This window comes from Mycobacterium sp. MYCO198283 (assembly GCF_021213805.1).
Lineage (GTDB): Bacteria > Actinomycetota > Actinomycetes > Mycobacteriales > Mycobacteriaceae > Mycobacterium.
This window is the reverse complement of the sequence record NZ_JAJQJI010000005.1, coordinates 106565-121056: the sequence shown is the minus strand read 5'-3', so window position 1 is coordinate 121056 and position 14492 is coordinate 106565. Positions and strand designations below refer to the sequence as shown.

Genomic DNA, 14492 nt, shown 5'->3' with positions numbered 1-14492 from the left:
TGGTCGGCCGGCGGGGTCAACCTACCGCGCGGACGCATCAGCGGTCGTCCCGTCGTCGCAGCTCCTCGCCGATGACGGCGACGAACCGGTCGACATCTGCCGCCGTGGTGTCCCACGCCGTCATCCACCGCACCTCCCCGCGGGCGCGGTCCCAGTCGTAGAAGCGGACCCGCTCGCGGATGCGGTCCGCCGCGGTGGTCGGCAGCGTCGCGAACACCGCGTTGGCCGAGCTCTGCTGCGTGAGCGCCAGCCCGGGCAGCGAACCGTCGGCGATGCCCGCCTCCAGCGCCGACCGCAGGCGGTTGGCCATCGCGTTCGCGTGCGCGGCGCTGCGCAGGCCGAGGTCGTCGTCGAACAGGGCCAGCAGTTGCGCCGAGGCGAAGCGCATCTTGCTCGACAGCTGCATCGTCAGCTTCCGCAGATACACCAGGCCGGTGGCCCGGTCCGGGTCGAGGACGACCGTCGCCTCCACACCGAGCAGCCCGTTCTTCGTCCCGCCGAGGCTCAGCACGTCGACGCCGACGGCGGTGGTGAGGTCGCGCAGCGGCAGCCCGAGCGCCGCGGCGGCGTTCCACAGCCGCGACCCGTCCATATGGACCGCCATGCCGTGGCCGTGGGCGAAGTCGCAGATCGCGCGCAGCTCATCCGGGGTGTACTGCGTGCCCAGTTCGGTGGTCTGGGTGATGCTCACCGCGAGCGGTTGGGCGCGGTGCTCGTCGCCCCAGCCCCACGCTTCGCGGGCGATCAGGTCAGGGGTGAGCTTGCCGTCCGGGGCGGGCACGGTGAGCAGCTTGATGCCGGTCACCCGTTCGGGGGCGCCGGCCTCGTCGGTGTTGATGTGAGCCGTTGCCGGCGTGACGACGGCGCCCCAGCGGGGCAGCACGCTGGTGAGGGAGATGACGTTGGCGCCGGTGCCGTTGAAGACCGGGAACGCCTCGGCCCGATCGCCGAACTGCTCGCGGATCACCTCCTGCAGCCGGGCGGTGTAGCGATCCGCGCCGTAGGCGGCCTGGTGACCGCCGTTCGCGGCGGCCAGCGCGGCAAGCACCTCCGGATGCACGCCGGCGTAGTTGTCGCTGGCGAAGGTGCGCCAGTCGGGATCGTGCAGCGAGGTGATCGACATCCTTTCGATCCTCCCAGCCGTCAGAATGGGGATCGTGGACCTGCCCGTGACGCCGCCCGTCGAGCCGATGCTGGCCAAGGCGGTGACGACAGTCCCCGACGATCCCGGCGTCTGGTCCTACGAGCCGAAGTGGGACGGCTTCCGCGCGTTGGTCTTCCGCGACGGCGACGAGCTGGTGCTGCAATCGCGCAACGGCAAGGATCTGGGCCGCTACTTCCCGGAGCTGCTCGACGCGCTGCGCGCCGAGACCGCGCCGCGCTGTGTGCTGGACGGCGAGATCGTCGTCCCGCGGCAGATCGGCGGCCGGACGCGACTCGACTGGGAATCGCTGTCGCAGCGCGTGCATCCGGCGGCCTCCCGGATCAAGCTGCTGGCCGCGCAGACGCCGGCGCACTTCATCGGGTTCGACGCGCTTGCCGTCGGCGACGACTCCCTGCTCGCGGCGCCGTTCCGGGTGCGTCGGGAGGCGCTGCGGGAAGCGGTCAATGAGGCCCGGTGGTGCCACGTCACCCGCACCACCGAGGACCCGGCACTCGGCGCCGAATGGCTCACCACGTTCGAGGGGGCCGGACTCGACGGGGTGATCGCCAAGCGGCTCGACGGCCCGTACCTGCCGGGCAAGCGAGACATGGTGAAGATCAAGCATGCCCGCGACGCCGACTGTGTGGCGATGGGTTACCGCATCCACAAGAGCGGCCAGGGCATCGGGTCGATCCTGCTGGGCCTCTACGCCGACGACGGGGAGCTGCACATGGTCGGCGGGGCGGCGGCGTTCACGGCGAAGGACCGGCTGAAGCTGCTCGCGGAGTTGGAGCCGCTGCGGTTGGGCGACGAGCTGCGTGAGGGGGATCCGAGCCGCTGGAACTCCGCGGCCGACAAGCGCTGGGTGCCGATCCGCCCGGAGAAGGTGTGCGAGGTGCACTACGACCAGATGGAAGGTAGTCCGGGACCGGGTCAACGCTTCCGGCACGCGGTGAAGTTCGTGCGGTGGCGACCCGACCGCGACCCCGCGAGCTGCACCTTCGACCAGCTCGACGTGCCCCTGCGCTACGACCTCGCCGACGTGCTGGAGGGGTCCTGATGGCAACGCCCGCAATCGAACTCGACGTCGACGGCGTCGCGGTGCGGGTCACCAACCCCGACAAGCCGTACTTCCCGAAGCTCGGGAGCGACGGGACGAAGGGCAGGCTCGTCGAGTACTACCGCACCGTCGGCGCCGGCCCGATGCTGAACGCGCTGCGCGACCGGCCGACCCACCTGCAGCGGTTCCCCGACGGCATCGACGGCGAGGAGATCTACCAGAAGCGGGTGCCGGTCAAGCGCCCCGACTACCTGCAGACCTGTCAGGTGTCGTTCCCGTCGGGCCGCACCGCCGACGTGTTGCAGGTGACGCATCCGTCGGCCATCGTGTGGGCCGCGCAGCTGGGCACCGTGACGCTGCACCCCTGGCAGGTGCGCTGCCCCGACGTCGACCATCCCGACGAGCTGCGCGTCGACCTCGACCCGCAGCCCGGCACCGGCTTCACCGAGGCACGCACGATCGCCGTCGACGTGCTGCGGCCCCTGCTCGACGAGCTCGGCTACGTCGGCTATCCGAAGACGTCCGGCGGCCGCGGCGTGCACGTGTTCGTCCGCATCGCCGCCGAGTGGGACTTCGTCGCCGTCCGCCGCGCCGGCATCGCGCTGGCCCGCGAGGTGGAGCGGCGCGCCCCGGATGCGGTGACCACGTCGTGGTGGAAGGAAGAGCGCGGCACCCGGGTCTTCATCGACTTCAACCAGAACGCCCGCGACCGGACGTTCGCGTCGGCGTACTCGGTGCGCAGAACGCCGATCGCCACGGTGTCGACGCCGTTGACCTGGCAGGAGCTGGCGTCGGCCGACCCCGACGACTACACGATGACGACGGTCCCCGGGTTCCTCACCGGCCGCGACGACCCGTGGGCCGGCATCGACGACACCGCGTACTCACTGCAGCCGCTGCTCGACATGGTCGCCGCCGACGAGGAGCGCGGGCTGGGCGACATGCCGTACCCGCCGAACTATCCGAAGATGCCGGGCGAGCCGCCGCGCGTGCAGCCGAGCAAGAAGGTCGCCGCGCACTGGGACGAGGACGGCAACCGGCGCTGACGGGGCACCCGGTAGCGTCCGGGAACATGACACAACCGCCGACGACCGACGAGGCGCTGGCCGGCCTCCGGATGCCGCTGATCGACGCGATGATGACGCAGCGCGCCGTGCGCCGCGTGCTGCCCGACCCGGTCGACGACGCCGTGGTCCTCAAGTGCATCGAGCTGGCGCTGCGGGCGCCGACCGGCTCCAACGGCCAGAACTGGGAGTTCATCGTCGTCAAGGACGCCGCGGTCAAGGAGAAGCTCGGTGCGCGCTACCGGCAGGCGTGGTCGGTGTACGGCGCCCTCGGCAAGCGGGCCGCCGCCGGCGACGAGTCGATGCAGAAGATCCTGCGCGCGGTCGAGTGGCAGGTCGACCACTTCACCGAGATCCCGGTGCTCGTGGTGCCGTGTCTGCGCTCGGACTTCCGCTCGCCGGGTCTCATCCCGTTCGTGCCGATGCCCCACGTGGCGACGTCGTCGGCGAACGGCTCGATCTACCCGAGCGTGCAGAACCTGCTGCTCGCGGCGCGGGCGATGGGACTCGGCGCCTCACTGATCACCTTGCCGCTGTGGAGCACCACCTCGGCGCGACGCATCCTCAAGCTGCCGCTGACGGTCACGCCGTACTGCGTCGTCCCGCTCGGCTGGCCGCGCGGCCGTTACGGGCCCACCACCCGCAAACCCGTCGAGTCGGTGGTCCACCTCGACTCCTACGGCAATCGCGCCTGGAAGGACTGACCATGCGCTTGGCGCTCATCTCCCTCGGCATCATCCTGGCGGCGGCCGGCACCCTGTTCGCGCTGCAGGGGTTCGGCGTGGTGGCCGGCAGCCCGATGACCGGCACCACCACCTGGTCGGTACTGGGGCCGGTCATCGCGATCGTCGGCGTCGTCCTCATCGGGATCGGCAGCCGCACCCGCCCGCGCTGAGCTACGCCGTCGACACCACGCCGCGCGCCTGCGGCAGCGGCAGGTCGTTGTAGGTCGCGATGCCGGGCGCCGCGGCGACCACCGCGGGGATGGCGTGGATCGGCGGCATCGCGGTCATGATGTGGCCGAGCACGAAGAAGTCCTCGAGCGTCTTGGCGTTCTCGATCATGTCCGGCGGCGGCAGGAAGCCGACCTGCATGTTCACCGTCGGGCGGCCGTCGATGGTGATCTTCCAGCCGTCGCCGTCGAGCTGCCAGTCCGGGTCGAGGGTCTGTCCCTTCTTCCACCGGACGTTGATGTCGATGACGGTCTTGCCGTTGACGCGGCCCTGCCAGCTGGCGTACACCCCGGCGACGTGGCCGGCGGGGATGGTCCACGACGCCATCGGCAGGTCTTCGGTGGTCTGCGCGTACTCCGATTCGCACACGATCTCGTCGAGCGTGACGCCGAGTGAGTCCGCGACCAGCTGCACCGCCTCGGCGAACACCTTGGTGCCCTCGGCCGCCATCGGCTCCAGGCTCGGATCGTCGATCGCGGCGCCGAAACCCGTCGGCCGCTCGGTGTCGGGGGAGTCGTAGAGCGTGGTGTCGGCGGACTCGGCGATGGTCACCTTGTCGACGCGGTCGCACGCCGTCGCCGCGACGATCGCCAGCAGTTCGGCGAAGCCGGGGCTGACGCCCGAGCCGAACAGCGTCGCGCCGCCCTTCTCGCAGGCCTGCACCAGCCGGTCGCGGTCTGCGCCGAGGTTGTGGCCGGTGATGAACGACGCCGACGCCACGACGTTGACGCCCGCCGACAGGATGCGCACCAGCTCGTCGACGTCGATCCACATCGGGTTGTACACCACGACGTCGGGTTTGAGCGCCAGCAGTTCGTCGACGTCGTTGGTGGCGGCGACGCCGAGCGGATCGATGCCCGCCAGCTCGCCGGCGTCCTTACCGACCTTGTCCTGCGACCAGGAGTAGAGGCCCACCAGTTCCAGTGCGGGATGGGCCGCGATCGCCGCTACGGAGCTTTTGCCGACGTTGCCGGTCGTCCACTGCACGACACGGTAGGAAGAGGTCTTGGGCACTCGCTCAGCGTAGGGTGCGGCGTCTCCGCACGGACCCGAATCAGCCTTCTTTGCCGTCCTCGGTGGCGACGCCCCCGCGGGTCCGCCGGCGCCGGATACCGCCCGCCTTGCCGCTGGGCCGCCGGTTCTTCAGACCGCCGGCGCGGGGTGCCTCCGCCGCGGTCGTGTCCGTCGCGGCGGGCAGCTCGTCGTCGGCGGTGGCCACGACTTCGTCGTCGACCTTGACCTCGTCGCCGGAGGCCTTGACCTCGTCGACGAGCGTCGTGGGCTCGTCGGCTGCCGGCTCCGCGGCACCCGACTCCGGTTCGGCCGCCGCCGCGGTTCCCGAAGCGTCGGCGACGGGCTCCTGCACGGTGTCGTCAGCGCTCTCGGCGTCGGGTTCGTCAGCGTTCTCGGCGTCCGGTTCGTCGGCATCCGCGGCGGCGAAGGCGTCGTCACCCTTGCTGCGCCTGCGGCGCTTGCGCTTCTTCTTGCCCTTGATCGGTTTGGGCGGCGGAGGCGGCAGCTCGGCCAAGAAGGACAGGTAGAAGGCGAACATCGCCAGGACGGCGATGGCCGCCGCGGCGCCGTACAGCCCGAACAGCCAGCGGCCGTAGTCGTCGACGCTCAGCCAGATCTCGCTGATCGCCGTGCCGAGGATGATCACCGCAGCCAGCACGTGCCCGGCGATCGACAACGTGCGCAGGGTCAGCGCGAGCTGCGGCGCGCCGTACTCCGGCTTGCGGGTGCGCAGCAGCGTGAACACCACGGGCAGCGCGGCCAGTCCGACCAGCGCGGCGACGACGATCCGCAGCACCGTGCCCGTGGTGTGGGACACCGAGCCGAGCAGTTCCTGCCACCGCGGGAGGACGAAAAAGAAGTACAGCACCCCCGCGGCGACGGAGAACACAGCATGCCAGCCGATCGCCACGGTGCGACGCATGAAACTCCTCTGCCTTCACAGGCGGTGGGGTGCGACCGTCGAGATCGGTCGCACCCCACGCCCTGGTGCGGAGGATGCGGGATTTGAACCCGCGAGGGCTGTTAACCCAACCCGCGTTCCAGGCGAGCGCCATAGGCCACTAGGCGAATCCTCCGTTGGACATGGTAGCCGACCTGCCCGCTCGGCCTGCCGTCACTTGCTATGGCGCGACCGGCCGGGTCGCCGGAATCGAGAGGTCTTCGACCCGATCCTCAGGTAGTCGGTGTGGACGAAGGCGGTGAGCAGGCTGAGGGAGACGCCCGCGATGAACACGCCGAGCGACGCCCCCCAACCGCGAGGAAACGCCGCTGCAGGCCCGAGCGCGATGACGACCAGCCAGGACGACCAGAAAGCGATGCGCTCAGTTCGGTCGTTCCGCGCAAGTACGAAGGTCGCGGACGTAACGATGAGCAGCACGATCATCAGGAGAAAGAGGACGTCTGACCAAATCGGCGGGTCAGCTGTCGAAGTGGCTGCCAACCCAACCCCCTAACCGCTTTCCGCCTTCGGACGCGGCGAGGCCCGCCACCGTTGCCGCCACGATCACTCCGCCCGGCCCGAGAAAAGATCCGGCGAGCATTGCGGCGCCCACCGCGCCGGCCGCGCCCGCGGCTTGCCCACCAACAGCTTCGCCGATTCGGCGGCCCGCCGGCGCGCCGCCCTGAATGATGTCGTAGGTGGCATCGGCTGCTTCTATGAGGTTTCCTACCCCATTCAGGCGTTTGCCAATCGCCTTCAATGCGCCGGAATCTTTCGCCGACAATTCCGTGGGACTTGCATGACTTCCGTCCGACACCGTCCTTGCCAGCCCGCTCATACTGTTGCCTGCACCGCCAGAGACCTGGCCAGTTGACTCGAGTATTTTGTTCCAGGAAATTCCGCGTGCCGCATCGCCCACCACAGCCTTAGCGCCTTCGGGCGATAGGCCGGCCTTGACCAAACTCAGCGTCGCCTGAGCCATGATCCGTTGACGCGCCTCGGCTTCGCCTTGATCGAGCATTGCGGTGACCTGGTCAGGATTCAACGGCGGAAGTGTCAAGAACCCGCTCTCCAGCATCTGCTGCATGTGTTGCCGCTGCTGCGCGCGAGTTCGTGCGTCTTGACCGGTAACCGGGTCCACCGCAAGCGGCCCGATGAACGTTGCCATCCGGAAATCTCCGAGTCGCTCGCCGGCGTAGCGGACTGCTTCGGGGTTGGAACCCGGGGTGGTAATCGTCTCGAAATCGCGCAGGCGGCCAGCGGCGCTCTGCTTCTCCGGCGTCCACGCGCCCGCGCTGTTCACCAGCGCCTGATCTTCGACTCGCTGTGTAGCGCCGTAATGGTCGGCCTCGACGCGGGCCTGATCTTGCCCGCTCAAGGTCCCGTCGGACACCGCACCGTTAATCGTACCCGAGTCGTAACCTTCGGCCGCCATGTCCACACGTGCGTCGGCCAAAGCATCGGTGTAGGTGTCACGGGCTGTGCTGAGCTGACTTAGTCCCGATTTGGTGGCGTCGATCGCGGCAAAGTTGAGCAGCATCATCTCCGTTGCCCGGCGTACTTCCAGTGAGTCATTGATCGGATGGGCGGGATCATCGCGGTCCCATGCCGCGGTGAATCGCTTCTGAGCGGCGTCGAACTCGTCAGATGCCGCGGTGATGCAAACGCCGGAGTTGTGAAACGCCTGCGCGAGCTGGCTGATCTCCCCGGGAGCTCCTGCCTGCAGCGTGTCATCAATTATCCAGGGATCACCGCCGGCGGCGTCGACCAATTGCGGCACGCTGAGGTGGGTGAGGCTTGGGTACCTAGGCATTCGCCATCGCGCCGAGGTTGCCGACGTTGTCAGCCTCACACTGGTCGAAGGTCGCGGCTGCGCATCGTGCTTTTGCGCCCACATCGTGCAGCGTTGCGTGATGACGACGCATAACTGCCACGTGTGAGCGCTGACCGGCGACGAGCTTGCTGTGGAAGTGGTGCGCTGCCTCGAAGTCGCCGAATATCGAGTTCATCGGTGACACCGCGTCGAGTCGGTCAGCGGCATCCAGCGCGAACCGTCCGGCATTGCGTGTCACCGCGGCTCCGTCGCGCAAGAGCTCGGCCTCCACCCACATGCTCCCTCCAAACGTCTCGGAAGCGGTTCAGGTGAAGAAGAGCCTATGTCGGCGGAGCAGCCCCTCGGCGCACCAATTGTGCGAGGCAGAACCGCGCGGGCCAGCGGTCAGGTGCGACGTCCGACTACACTGCTGCGTGGACCCCGTGCGGCGTCCATCCTGTGAACTCCCCCAGGGCCGGAAGGCAGCAAGGGTCAGCGGGCTCTGGCGGGTGCGCGGGGTCCCCTTAACTTTTCCGAGGACGTCGAGGGGAAGGCGCATGGTCGCGTATCAATCCCTGCGCCCGGAGGATCTGCAGGCCCGGCGGGATCTTCACCGGCGGGAGTACGCGGACCTGCAGGCCCGGAAGCTGACGCTCGATCTCACGCGCGGAAAGCCGGCGCCGGACCAGCTCGACCTGTCTAACGGCCTGCTCAGCCTCCCCGGCTCCGGGAAGGACGCCTACCGCGACGGGGAGGGCACCGACACCCGCAACTACGGCGGCTCCCACGGCCTGCCGGAGCTGCGGGCGATCTTCGCAGAGCTGCTCGGTATCCCGGTGGCCAACCTCATCGCCGGCAACAACGCCAGCCTCGAGCTGATGCACGACGTCGTCGCGTTCTCGATGTTGCACGGCGGCGTCGACTCACCGCGGCCGTGGATCCGCGAGCCGGCCCTCAAGTTCCTGTGTCCGGCGCCGGGCTACGACCGGCACTTCGCCATCACCGAAACCCTCGGCATCGAGCTGATCGCCGTCCCCATGCGCGAGGACGGCCCGGACGTCGACCTGGTCGAGGAGCTGGTCGCGACCGATCCCGCCATCAAGGGCATGTGGTGTGTGCCGGTGTTCGCCAACCCGACCGGCGTCACCTACTCGTGGGACGTGACACGCCGGCTGGTCCAGATGGGAACCGCCGCACCGGATTTCCGGTTGTTCTGGGACAACGCCTACTTCGTGCACACGCTGACGCACGATTTCCCGCGTCAGATCGACGTGCTCGGACTGGCGGAGCAGGCCGGGAACCCGCATCGCCCGTACGTGTTCGCATCGACGTCGAAGATCACCTTCGCCGGCGCCGGCGTCAGCTTCTTCGGCGGCTCGCTGGGCAACATCGCCTGGTACCTGCAGTACGCGGGCAAGAAGACCATCGGCCCCGACAAGGTGAACCAGCTGCGGCACCTGCGGTTCCTCGGCGATGCCGACGGCGTGCGGCAGCACATGCAGAAGCACCGGGCGCTCGTCGCCCCGAAGTTCGCGGCGGCGCTGGAGATTCTCGACGAGCGGCTGGCGGAGCCGAAGATCGCGTCGTGGACCGAACCCAAGGGCGGCTACTTCATCAGCCTCGACGTGCTGCCCGGCACCGCGAAGCGGACCGTCGCGCTCGCAAAGGACGCGGGCATCGCCGTCACCGAGGCCGGCGCGTCGTTCCCGTACCGGAAGGACCCGGACGACACGAACATTCGGCTGGCGCCCACCTTCCCGTCGCTGCCGGACCTGCGGCAAGCGGTCGACGGGCTCGCCACCTGCGCGCTGCTCGCGGCCACCGAGAAGCTCCTCGGCTGAGTTTCCCGGGCGTCGGACCTTCTCGGTAGCCTCTTCGCGTGGCTCTCTACCGCAAGTACCGGCCGGCGGCCTTTGCCGAGGTGGTGGGCCAGGAGCACGTCACCGAACCGTTGTCGACGGCGCTGGCGGCGGGCCGCATCAACCACGCCTACCTGTTCTCCGGTCCGCGCGGCTGCGGCAAGACCTCGTCGGCGCGCATCCTCGCCCGCTCCCTCAACTGCGTGCAGGGCCCCACACCCACGCCGTGCGGAGTGTGCGATTCCTGCGTGGCGCTCGCCCCGAACGGCCCCGGCAACGTCGACGTCGTCGAGCTCGACGCCGCCAGCCACGGCGGTGTCGACGACACCCGCGAGCTCCGCGATCGCGCATTCTACGCACCGGCGCAGTCGCGGTACCGCATCTTCATCGTCGACGAAGCGCACATGGTCACCACGGCCGGGTTCAACGCGCTGCTCAAGATCGTCGAGGAGCCGCCCGACCACCTGATCTTCGTGTTCGCGACCACCGAGCCGGACAAGGTGCTGCCCACCATCCGGTCGCGCACCCATCACTATCCGTTCCGGCTGCTCGCGCCCAAGACCATGCGGTCGCTCATCGAGCGCATCTGCGCCGCCGAGCACGTCACCGTCGACGACGCGGTCTTCCCGCTGGTCATCCGTGCCGGCGGCGGCTCGCCCCGCGACACGCTGTCGGTGCTCGACCAGCTGTTGGCCGGCGCCGACGGCCGGCGGGTGGAGTACCGGCGGGCGCTCGCGCTGCTCGGCGCCACCGACGTGGCGTTGATCGACGACGCCGTCGACGCGCTCGCCGCCGGGGACGCCGCCGGGGTGTTCGGCGCCGTCGAAGCCGTCATCGACGCCGGCCACGATCCGCGCCGGTTCGCCGTCGACCTGCTCGAACGGTTCCGCGACCTGATCGTGCTGCAGGCGGTTCCCGACGCCGCCGCGCGCGGTGTGGTCGACGCGCCCGACGACGTCCTCGATCGCATGCGCGACCAGGCCGGTCGGGTGGGCACCGCGACGTTGACCCGCTACGCCGAGGTCGTCCATGCGGGGCTGGGGGAGATGCGCGGCGCGACGGCGCCGCGATTGCTGCTGGAGGTGGTGTGCGCGCGGCTGCTGTTGCCGTCGGCGAGCGACACCGAATCGGCGCTCCTGCAACGCATCGAGCGCATCGAGACCCGGCTCGACATGGCGATTCCGGCCGACGAGGCGTCGTCGGCCGGGGCCGAGTCCGCGCAGCCTTCTCGGCGCTACACCCGTCGCAGCGCCGCCCCGCCGGCACAGGCGCCCGCACCGGCCGCCGAACCGCCCGCGCCTCCGGTGACGAGGTCGGCGCCGCCGTCACCTCCGCCGGTCGCGACGCCGAGCGCCGCCCCGCCCGTCGCGGCACCGCCGTCGCCACCGGTCACCGACGACGCGTCGGCCGCCGTGGCCGACGCCGCCGCCGTGCGCCGCCAATGGCCCACCGTGATGGAGAAGGTGCGCGAGCGCAGCCGCACCCTGGACGTGATGCTCGCCGGGGCGGTGGTCCGCACCATCGAAGGCGACACGCTGGTGTTGACCCACCAGTCGGCGCCGCTGGCGAAGCGCCTCACCGAACAGCGCAACGCGCAGGTGATCGAGGACGCGCTGAAGGACGCGCTGGGCATCGGCTTCCGGTTGAGGTTCGAGATCGGGACGCCGGCGGAGACCACGCCCGCGACGCCGGCGCCCGCCGCGGTCGACGACGTCGCCGCGCGCGAAGAGGAAGACCGGATGCTCGCCGAGGCCGAACGTGACAGCGAGGACCCGACGCCGCGCCGCGATCCCGAGGAGGCTGCTCTCGAGCTCCTGAAGAACGAGCTCGGCGCGCGCCGGATCGACGGCAGCTAGGGCTGCCACCACGGCCGCAACGGCAGCCCGCCGTCGCCGCCCCGCTCGTCGAGCTTGACCGCCAGCACCTGGTGCAGCTGGACGACGTTGGTCTCGAAGCCGACCCGCGACCCGGCCATGTACAGGCCCCAGATCTTGGCCGTCGCGAGCCCGACCTCGTCGACCGCCTCGTCCCAGTGCTCGACGAGGTTGCGGCACCAGTCGCGCAGCGTCATCGCGTAGTGGTGCCGCAGGTTCTCCTCGTGGAGCACTTCGAGGCCGGCGTTCTGCGCCTCGCTGATGATGCGGCCCGAACCGGTCAGCTCCCCGTCGGGGAACACGTAGCGGTCGATGAACCCGCCGGCCGTGGTGCCGGAGCGGTTGTCCGGGCGGGTGATGCAGTGGTTCAGCAGCAACGCGCCGGGCCGCATCTTCGACTTCAGGAACCGGAAGTACGCCGGATAGTTCGCGACGCCGATGTGCTCGGTCAGGCCGATCGACGACACCGCGTCGAACCCGGCCTCGCCGACGTCCCGGTAGTCGCCGTGGCGGACCTCGGCGAGCTCCCCGAGGCCTTCGGCGGCAATGGCGCGCTGCGCCCACGCCGCCTGTTCGGCCGAGAGCGTCACGCCGATCGCGCGCACGCCGTGGCGGGCGGCGTAGCGGACCATGCCGCCCCAGCCGCAGCCGACGTCGAGGAGCCGGTCGCCCGGCTGCAGCCGCAGCTTGTCGAACACCAGCCGGTACTTGTTGTCCTGCGCCTCTTCGAGCGTCGCGTCCGCGTCCGGGTAGCAGGCGCAGGTGTAGGTCATCGAAGGGCCGAGCACCCACTCGTAGAACGCGTTCGACACGTCGTAGTGGTGGTGGATGACGTCGGCGTCCCGGGTTTTGCTGTGCCGCAACCCCTCGGCCAGCCGACGCCACCGGGGCAGGGCCTCCTGCGGGGGCGGCGCGATCGGCTTGAAGTGCTCGATGCCGATCGAACGGACGATGGTGGCGAGCATCAGCGGCGACGGCTTCTTGAACTGCAGCCGGTCCGACAGCGCCGTCAGCAGCGGGTACGGATCGCCGGGATGCGCACCGCCCATCTCCAGGTCGCCGGAGATGTAGGCGCGCGCCAGGCCGAGGTCGCTGGGCGCGGTCGCCAAATAGGTCGTGCCGCGCGGCGCGCGCAGGTGGAGGCTGACCGCCGCGTCCTCGGGGCCCGCGCTGCTGCCGTCGTAGGCGGTGAAGCGCAACGGGTTCCGGCCGCCGCCGGCGAACATCTCCAGGATCTGGGCGAGCGGCAGCCTGCCGGCGGTGGTCCGGGCGGGTTCCTTGGTGGTGGTCATCTAGGTCCTTTGCTCTTCGCGCAAGCGGCTCATCGGCGCAGTACCGCCTTTTCGTAGAGGTCCAGGAAACGCGCGTCGGGGTCGTAGGTCTTCTTGAGCGTCTTGTAGGTCTCGCCGCCGTAGAGCTCGTCGAACTCCTCGCGGCTGTAGTAGGCGTCGGAATAGAGCGACTTGTGGCCGTCGAGCTCGCTGACCTTACGCTCGATCAGCCGGTTGGTGTATCCCTCGCTCGGGCCTACCGGCACCGACGACCAGAAGCCGACGTTGACATAGGTGTGCCCGGGCCGGATGGGATACAGCGGCCATCCGGCGCTGTCGCGTAACCGCAACGGGCACAACCAGATCGGTTCGATCGGCACGGTGTCGAGGAACCACTGCAAGAACTCCGCGCAGCGGTCGATCGACACCTCGACGTCCTGCACCACCCGTTCGCGCGGCGGCCGGCCGTGGCGCTCTTCGATGCGGTCGGCGATGTTGAAGCGCTGATCGAGGCCGATGAGCTTCCAGTAGAAGCTGCTGCGCCGGTAGCGCCGCGGCCAGAACCGCCGGATGCGGGGGTCCTGCGCGCCGAAAGCCCGTGAGCACCAGAACCAGTCGGTGTCCCACCGCCAGAGATAGTCGTTGATGGTGAGGCGGTCCCGCGTCACGCCGGCCGCGTGCTGAATCGACCGGTAGTAGATGTCTTGGCCGGTGTAGTCGCTCACCGGACCCGGCGTCGGGGTCTGGGTGCCGAGGCACAGGTAGCTCTCGTCGGCGCCGAACACCACGCCGTCGACGTAATCGACAGGCTCACCGTCGTATTGCCCGCTGTCGGCGACCTGTCCCATGACCTCGACGAGGTCGGTGAGCGAATGGAAACGCACGTGGCGCAGCGCGACGAAGGGTTTGACGGTCTCCAGTTCGATCTTGAGCCGCACGGCGTAGCCGAGGGTGCCGTAGGAGTTGGGGAAGCCGCGGTAGAGGTCCGGGTGCAGGTCGCGACTGGCCGTGACGACTTCGCCTGCGCCGGTGAAGATGTCCATCTCCAGCACCGACTCGTGCGGCAGGCCGTTGCGGAGCGACGCCGACTCGATGCCCAGACCGGTCACGGCGCCGCCGAGGGTGATGGTCTTGAGCTGCGGAACCACCAGCGGCGACAAGCCGTGCGGCAGCGTCGCGGCCACCAGGTCCTCATAGGTGCACATGCCGGCGACGTCGGCGGTCCTGGCCTCGGGATCGACGGCGATCACACCGGTCAGCCCGGAAGTGTCCAGGCCCGGGGCGTTCCGTCGGGCGCGGGCGCGGAACAGGTTCGACGTCGGCTTCGCCAGTCGCACCGATGCGGACGCCGGGATCGCGCGGTAGCTGTCGATCAGCTTCCGAACCCCGTCGGCATGCGCTGTCGACGCCTGGATGGGCTGAACTGACACGGCTATACGCTAGCCCTCGGTGCCGGCCGGTGCGACCGCTTGCCCGGCAGGCACCCGTCAGCAAACAATC

General features: G+C 69.6%; 14 protein-coding genes, 1 tRNA gene and 1 other RNA gene. 7 read left to right on the top strand and 9 right to left on the bottom strand.

Features of this window, described 5'->3' with window-relative positions; translation table 11 throughout:
- Nucleotides 1-37 precede the first annotated feature (37 nt).
- Nucleotides 38-1123, bottom strand: a complete 1086-nt coding sequence (locus tag LV457_RS11455; protein WP_232171222.1) for a low specificity L-threonine aldolase — start codon at nucleotides 1121-1123, stop codon at nucleotides 38-40.
- 25 nt (nucleotides 1124-1148) lie between these two features.
- On the opposite strand from LV457_RS11455, the gene LV457_RS11450 reads away from it, so the two are divergent.
- Genes LV457_RS11450 through LV457_RS11435 form a run of 4 tightly spaced genes read left to right on the top strand, consistent with a single transcriptional unit; the run spans nucleotide 1149 to nucleotide 4163 of the window.
- Nucleotides 1149-2204: an ATP-dependent DNA ligase gene (locus LV457_RS11450; protein WP_232171219.1), complete on the top strand. Its 1056-nt coding sequence runs from the start codon at nucleotides 1149-1151 to the stop codon at nucleotides 2202-2204.
- Nucleotides 2204-3250, top strand: a complete 1047-nt coding sequence (locus LV457_RS11445; RefSeq protein ID WP_232171216.1) for a DNA polymerase domain-containing protein — start codon at nucleotides 2204-2206, stop codon at nucleotides 3248-3250. Before LV457_RS11450 ends, LV457_RS11445 begins: the two co-directional genes overlap by 1 nt.
- 26 nt (nucleotides 3251-3276) lie before the next feature.
- Nucleotides 3277-3972: a nitroreductase family protein gene (locus tag LV457_RS11440; RefSeq protein WP_232171213.1), complete on the top strand. Its 696-nt coding sequence runs from the start codon at nucleotides 3277-3279 to the stop codon at nucleotides 3970-3972.
- 2 nt (nucleotides 3973-3974) lie between these two features.
- A complete protein-coding gene (locus tag LV457_RS11435; protein WP_232171210.1) occupies nucleotides 3975-4163 on the top strand; it encodes a hypothetical protein in 189 nt (62 codons plus the stop codon).
- Between the two features lies 1 nt (nucleotide 4164).
- On the opposite strand, the gene LV457_RS11430 is transcribed toward LV457_RS11435, so the two are convergent.
- The 6 genes from LV457_RS11430 to LV457_RS11405 form a co-directional block, all read right to left on the bottom strand.
- On the bottom strand, nucleotides 4165-5235 hold the full coding sequence (locus LV457_RS11430) for a dihydrodipicolinate reductase (protein ID WP_232171208.1): 1071 nt from the start codon (nucleotides 5233-5235) through the stop codon (nucleotides 4165-4167).
- Between the two features lie 40 nt (nucleotides 5236-5275).
- Nucleotides 5276-6157 (bottom strand): hypothetical protein, encoded by an 882-nt coding sequence (locus LV457_RS11425; RefSeq protein ID WP_232171205.1) that lies wholly within the window; start codon nucleotides 6155-6157, stop codon nucleotides 5276-5278.
- A 68-nt stretch (nucleotides 6158-6225) separates the two neighbouring features.
- Nucleotides 6226-6311, bottom strand: a tRNA-Ser gene (locus LV457_RS11420).
- Between the two features lie 38 nt (nucleotides 6312-6349).
- Nucleotides 6350-6619, bottom strand: a complete 270-nt coding sequence (locus tag LV457_RS11415; RefSeq protein WP_232171204.1) for a hypothetical protein — start codon at nucleotides 6617-6619, stop codon at nucleotides 6350-6352.
- A gap of 34 nt (nucleotides 6620-6653) precedes the next feature.
- Nucleotides 6654-7988, bottom strand: a complete 1335-nt coding sequence (locus LV457_RS11410; protein WP_374198817.1) for a hypothetical protein — start codon at nucleotides 7986-7988, stop codon at nucleotides 6654-6656.
- Nucleotides 7981-8280 (bottom strand): DUF2563 family protein, encoded by a 300-nt coding sequence (locus LV457_RS11405; protein WP_232171200.1) that lies wholly within the window; start codon nucleotides 8278-8280, stop codon nucleotides 7981-7983. The genes LV457_RS11410 and LV457_RS11405 overlap by 8 nt, the downstream gene beginning before the upstream one ends.
- A gap of 141 nt (nucleotides 8281-8421) precedes the next feature.
- Here LV457_RS11405 and ffs point away from each other — a divergent pair.
- The 3 genes from ffs to LV457_RS11390 all read left to right on the top strand — a co-directional run bounded on the left by ffs (nucleotide 8422) and on the right by LV457_RS11390 (nucleotide 11703).
- An RNA gene (gene ffs / locus LV457_RS11400) (signal recognition particle sRNA small type) lies at nucleotides 8422-8516 on the top strand.
- Nucleotides 8517-8545: 29 nt separating this feature from the next.
- Nucleotides 8546-9829, top strand: a complete 1284-nt coding sequence (locus tag LV457_RS11395) for an aminotransferase class I/II-fold pyridoxal phosphate-dependent enzyme (protein ID WP_232171199.1) — start codon at nucleotides 8546-8548, stop codon at nucleotides 9827-9829.
- Between the two features lie 38 nt (nucleotides 9830-9867).
- Nucleotides 9868-11703, top strand: coding sequence for a DNA polymerase III subunits gamma/tau (locus LV457_RS11390; protein WP_232171197.1), 1836 nt, complete (start codon nucleotides 9868-9870; stop codon nucleotides 11701-11703).
- Here the strand turns inward: LV457_RS11390 and LV457_RS11385 are convergent.
- Together LV457_RS11385 and LV457_RS11380 are read right to left on the bottom strand one after the other, a co-directional pair.
- Entirely contained in the window at nucleotides 11700-13013 is a 1314-nt protein-coding gene (locus LV457_RS11385) for a class I SAM-dependent methyltransferase (protein ID WP_232171195.1), read from the bottom strand. The two genes, LV457_RS11390 and LV457_RS11385, sit on opposite strands and share 4 nt — an antisense overlap.
- A 29-nt stretch (nucleotides 13014-13042) precedes the next feature.
- Nucleotides 13043-14422 (bottom strand): FAD-binding oxidoreductase, encoded by a 1380-nt coding sequence (locus LV457_RS11380; RefSeq protein WP_232171192.1) that lies wholly within the window; start codon nucleotides 14420-14422, stop codon nucleotides 13043-13045.
- Between the last annotated feature and the right edge of the window lie 70 nt (nucleotides 14423-14492).

What these genes read in the sequence shown, in the direction of transcription:
- LV457_RS11415 (WP_232171204.1), bottom strand. Translation starts at nt 6,619, where the DNA reads ATGATCGTGCTGCTCATCGTTACGTCCGCGACCTTCGTACTTGCGCGG.
- LV457_RS11450 (WP_232171219.1), top strand. Translation starts at nt 1,149, where the DNA reads ATGGGGATCGTGGACCTGCCCGTGACGCCGCCCGTCGAGCCGATGCTG.
- LV457_RS11425 (WP_232171205.1), bottom strand. Translation starts at nt 6,157, where the DNA reads ATGCGTCGCACCGTGGCGATCGGCTGGCATGCTGTGTTCTCCGTCGCC.
- LV457_RS11445 (WP_232171216.1), top strand. Translation starts at nt 2,204, where the DNA reads ATGGCAACGCCCGCAATCGAACTCGACGTCGACGGCGTCGCGGTGCGG.
- LV457_RS11455 (WP_232171222.1), bottom strand. Translation starts at nt 1,123, where the DNA reads ATGTCGATCACCTCGCTGCACGATCCCGACTGGCGCACCTTCGCCAGC.
- LV457_RS11440 (WP_232171213.1), top strand. Translation starts at nt 3,277, where the DNA reads ATGACACAACCGCCGACGACCGACGAGGCGCTGGCCGGCCTCCGGATG.
- LV457_RS11410 (WP_374198817.1), bottom strand. Translation starts at nt 7,988, where the DNA reads ATGCCTAGGTACCCAAGCCTCACCCACCTCAGCGTGCCGCAATTGGTC.
- LV457_RS11395 (WP_232171199.1), top strand. Translation starts at nt 8,546, where the DNA reads ATGGTCGCGTATCAATCCCTGCGCCCGGAGGATCTGCAGGCCCGGCGG.
- LV457_RS11385 (WP_232171195.1), bottom strand. Translation starts at nt 13,013, where the DNA reads ATGACCACCACCAAGGAACCCGCCCGGACCACCGCCGGCAGGCTGCCG.
- LV457_RS11435 (WP_232171210.1), top strand. Translation starts at nt 3,975, where the DNA reads ATGCGCTTGGCGCTCATCTCCCTCGGCATCATCCTGGCGGCGGCCGGC.